This window comes from Pontibacterium sp. (assembly GCF_041587635.1).
Lineage (GTDB): Bacteria > Pseudomonadota > Gammaproteobacteria > Pseudomonadales > Balneatricaceae > Pontibacterium.
The window spans coordinates 1-3149 of the sequence record NZ_JBFGYC010000476.1 but is presented as its reverse complement, the minus strand read 5'-3'; the positions used below and the strand labels follow the sequence as shown (position 1 = coordinate 3149).

The following is a 3149-nucleotide window of genomic DNA, read 5'->3' as shown; positions in this document are numbered from 1 at the left end:
GCACCGTTTGTGGATCAGGAGCATGCCTTTGTGAATTTGGGCGATGGGACCTATTACCACTCCGGTTCCAACGCGATTCGTCAGGCGATCGCTTCAGGCGTGAACATCACCTACAAAATACTCTTCAACGATGCCGTAGCGATGACCGGTGGTCAGCCCCATGACGGTCCGCTGAGCGTGCAGGCGATCACCCATGAACTGAAAGCGGAAGGTGCATCCAAGGTTGTTGTGGTGAGTGCTGATCCGTCCAAATTTAACAAAAGTGAATTTGCTCCAGATACTCAGCTCTATCACCGCGATGACCTGATTAAAGTGCAGGAAGAGTTGCAGCAGATTTCCGGCGTTACTGTGCTGATCTATGAGCAGACCTGTGCCACGGAGCTGCGCCGTCGTCGTAAACGCGGCAGTGCTGAAGATCCATCCAAACGCGCCTACATCAACTACCGCCTGTGTGAAGGCTGTGGTGATTGTGGTGAAGCGTCGAACTGTTTGTCGGTGCAGCCACTGGAAACCGAGTTGGGTCGTAAACGGATGATCGACCAATCCGCGTGTAACAAAGACTTCTCCTGCGTGAACGGTTTCTGTCCAAGCTTTGTGACCGTCGAAGGTGGCGAGCTGACCAAAGGCAAAGGCGTAGAGATGTCCGATGCCTTGTTTGATGCATTGCCACAACCCCAGGTTGCAGAGTCCGATGGGGTGTTCGGCGCATTGGTATGCGGTATCGGCGGCACTGGCGTAGTCACCATCTCCTCACTCATGGGTGATGCGGCTCAGGCGGAAGGGAAAGCCTCGCAGGTACTGGACCTGACCGGCATGGCGCAGAAATTTGGTGCGGTGTACTGTCATCTGAAGATCGGTAACTCCGTTGATGAACTGAAATCGACCCGTTTATCCACAGGACAGGCAAACCTGCTGATTGGCGCTGATATCGTGACCAGCTCCAGCGATGAAGGATTATCTCGATTGCGTCAGGGTTTTACCCGCGCAGTGGTGAACGAACATGAAACGGTGACCGGTGCCTTCACACGTGACGGTGATTTCCATATCCCTGTGGATGATATGCGCGCTGCATTGACCCGCTTTACGGGTGACGGCAATGCACATTTCTTTGACTCCACCGATGTGGCGCAACGCCTGACCGGCGATACCATTGGTGCCAACATTATGCTGTTGGGCTATGCCTGTCAGATGGGCTGGTTGCCGGTGAAACTGGCCTCCATCGAAGCGGCTATCGAGAAAAATGGCGTGGCCGTACCGTACAACCTGCGTGCCTTTAAGCTCGGTCGCCTGATGGCCCATGATCCGGCGCAGATCGAAAAGCTGATGGAACAGGGGTTCCCAACGCCGGAATGGCGGGTGATGTCAGAAAGTGTCGATCAACTGATCAAGCGCCGGGCGAAAGATCTGGTGGCGTATCAGAGTGCAAACTACTCCGCTCAGTACACCTATCTGGTGGATCAGGTGCGTGCGGCAGAGCAGCGAATCGCGCCGGATAGCACTGGGCTGACCGAAGCGGTGGCGCGTAGTTTGTATAAGCTGATGGCCTACAAAGATGAGTACGAAGTGGCGCGCTTGTATACCGATGGCGCGTGGCTGGCGAATATTAAACGCCAATTCAGTGGTGACTTCACATTGAAGTTCCATATGGCTCCGCCATTGTTGTCAAAACGAGATCCACGTACAGGGCAGTTGAAAAAGCGGGAGTTCGGCGGCTGGATGTATAAAGCCTTGCAGATCGTTGCTGGCTTTAAAGGTGTGCGTGGTAGCTGGATGGATCCGTTTGGTTACAGTGCCGAGCGTCGCGAGGAGCGGGCATTGATCAAGCAGTATCGTCGCCGGATTGAAAACCTGATCCGTGAGCTTTCAATTGATACGTTGGATACCGCTGTGGAGATCGCGAACGTACCGTTGCAGATTAAAGGTTTTGGTCATGTGAAGGAAAAGAACCTGAAACTGGCGAATGAACGCTGGGCACTGGTGGACGAACGTATGCGTAATCCGTTGAAGACGATTAACGCGGTGCAAATAGTTGAACCTGAATTGGTTGATTGATCATATAGATTGATCCTCTATACCAGCCCTGCATATGCGGGGCTTTTTTATGCGTGCTGCCCATGACGCAAACGCTTGTTGAATTCAAACGGATTGTGTTGATTTTGGAAAGGGTAAGTTGTCTCTTATCAGCGACTTGTAAGGGTATGTTTACAGTTTTTAATGGGTACTGATACGCGGGGTGTAAAAACTATTCTCACCATTATTGATGGCATATTAGGGTGAAAAACAGGCAGAAAACGCCACTTATTCCAGTTTTTTGCGTAGTTTCTGTATGAAAATTATTCTTTAGTGAACGTTTTATATTCTGTCGAATGTTCAGCTAGATTGACAGGGATGGTCACATTTTGTGAATGAGGAGCTGTGGCCATTTAAACAGGAGTGGCTATGGACGCAAAGATGGACATCGATTCTTTGCTTGAGTGTCTGCTGGTCCTGAGTGCATTTCACGGTGAGAGTGTTAACCGTGAGTCTCTGGTATCGGGATTGCCTCTTGAGCAAGCGCATCTCACACCCTTTTTATTTGGGCGGGCGGCTGCACGTGCGGGTCTTGTCAGTAAAGTGCTGAGTAAGCCGCTGATGCATGTGCGTGAACGGGCGCTTCCTGCGGTATTACTGATGGACGGAGACGATGCCTGTGTATTGATGGGATGGAGTGAAGATAAACGTCATGCTCACGTCATCTTCCCCGAATTGTCCGATACCGTCGAAGAAATTCCTGTTTCCCAATTAAGCGACAGTTACACCGGGTTGGTGATCTATGCCCGGCCAAAATTTCGTTTTGATTCCCGTACCTCGAATATAAGTGAAGCGTCAAAAGGCCATTGGTTCTGGAGTGCTATGGGGGAGAACCTGGGACTCTATAGAGATGTGTTGCTGGCGGCATTTTTTATCAATCTGTTTGCACTGGCATTGCCGTTGTTTGCTATGAATGTGTATGACCGTGTGGTACCCAACCACGCGATTGAAACCTTGTGGATGCTGGCGATTGGGATCGGTGTGGTGCTGGTTGCTGATCTGGCGTTGCGAACCATGCGTGGATACTTTCTCGATCTGGCCGGAAAGCGGGTGGATATCCTCCTGTCGGTCCGGATTAT

General features: G+C 51.3%; 1 protein-coding gene and 1 pseudogene. Both read left to right on the top strand.

Annotation, left to right across the window (positions count from 1 at the left end):
* Window positions 1–2052: indolepyruvate ferredoxin oxidoreductase family protein (locus ABYW01_RS17720; RefSeq protein ID WP_372835344.1), on the top strand; the 2052-nt coding region annotated here is incomplete at its 5' end.
* A 387-nt stretch (window positions 2053–2439) separates the two neighbouring features.
* Window positions 2440–3149 (top strand): annotated as a pseudogene (locus ABYW01_RS17715) (type I secretion system permease/ATPase); the annotation flags it as partial.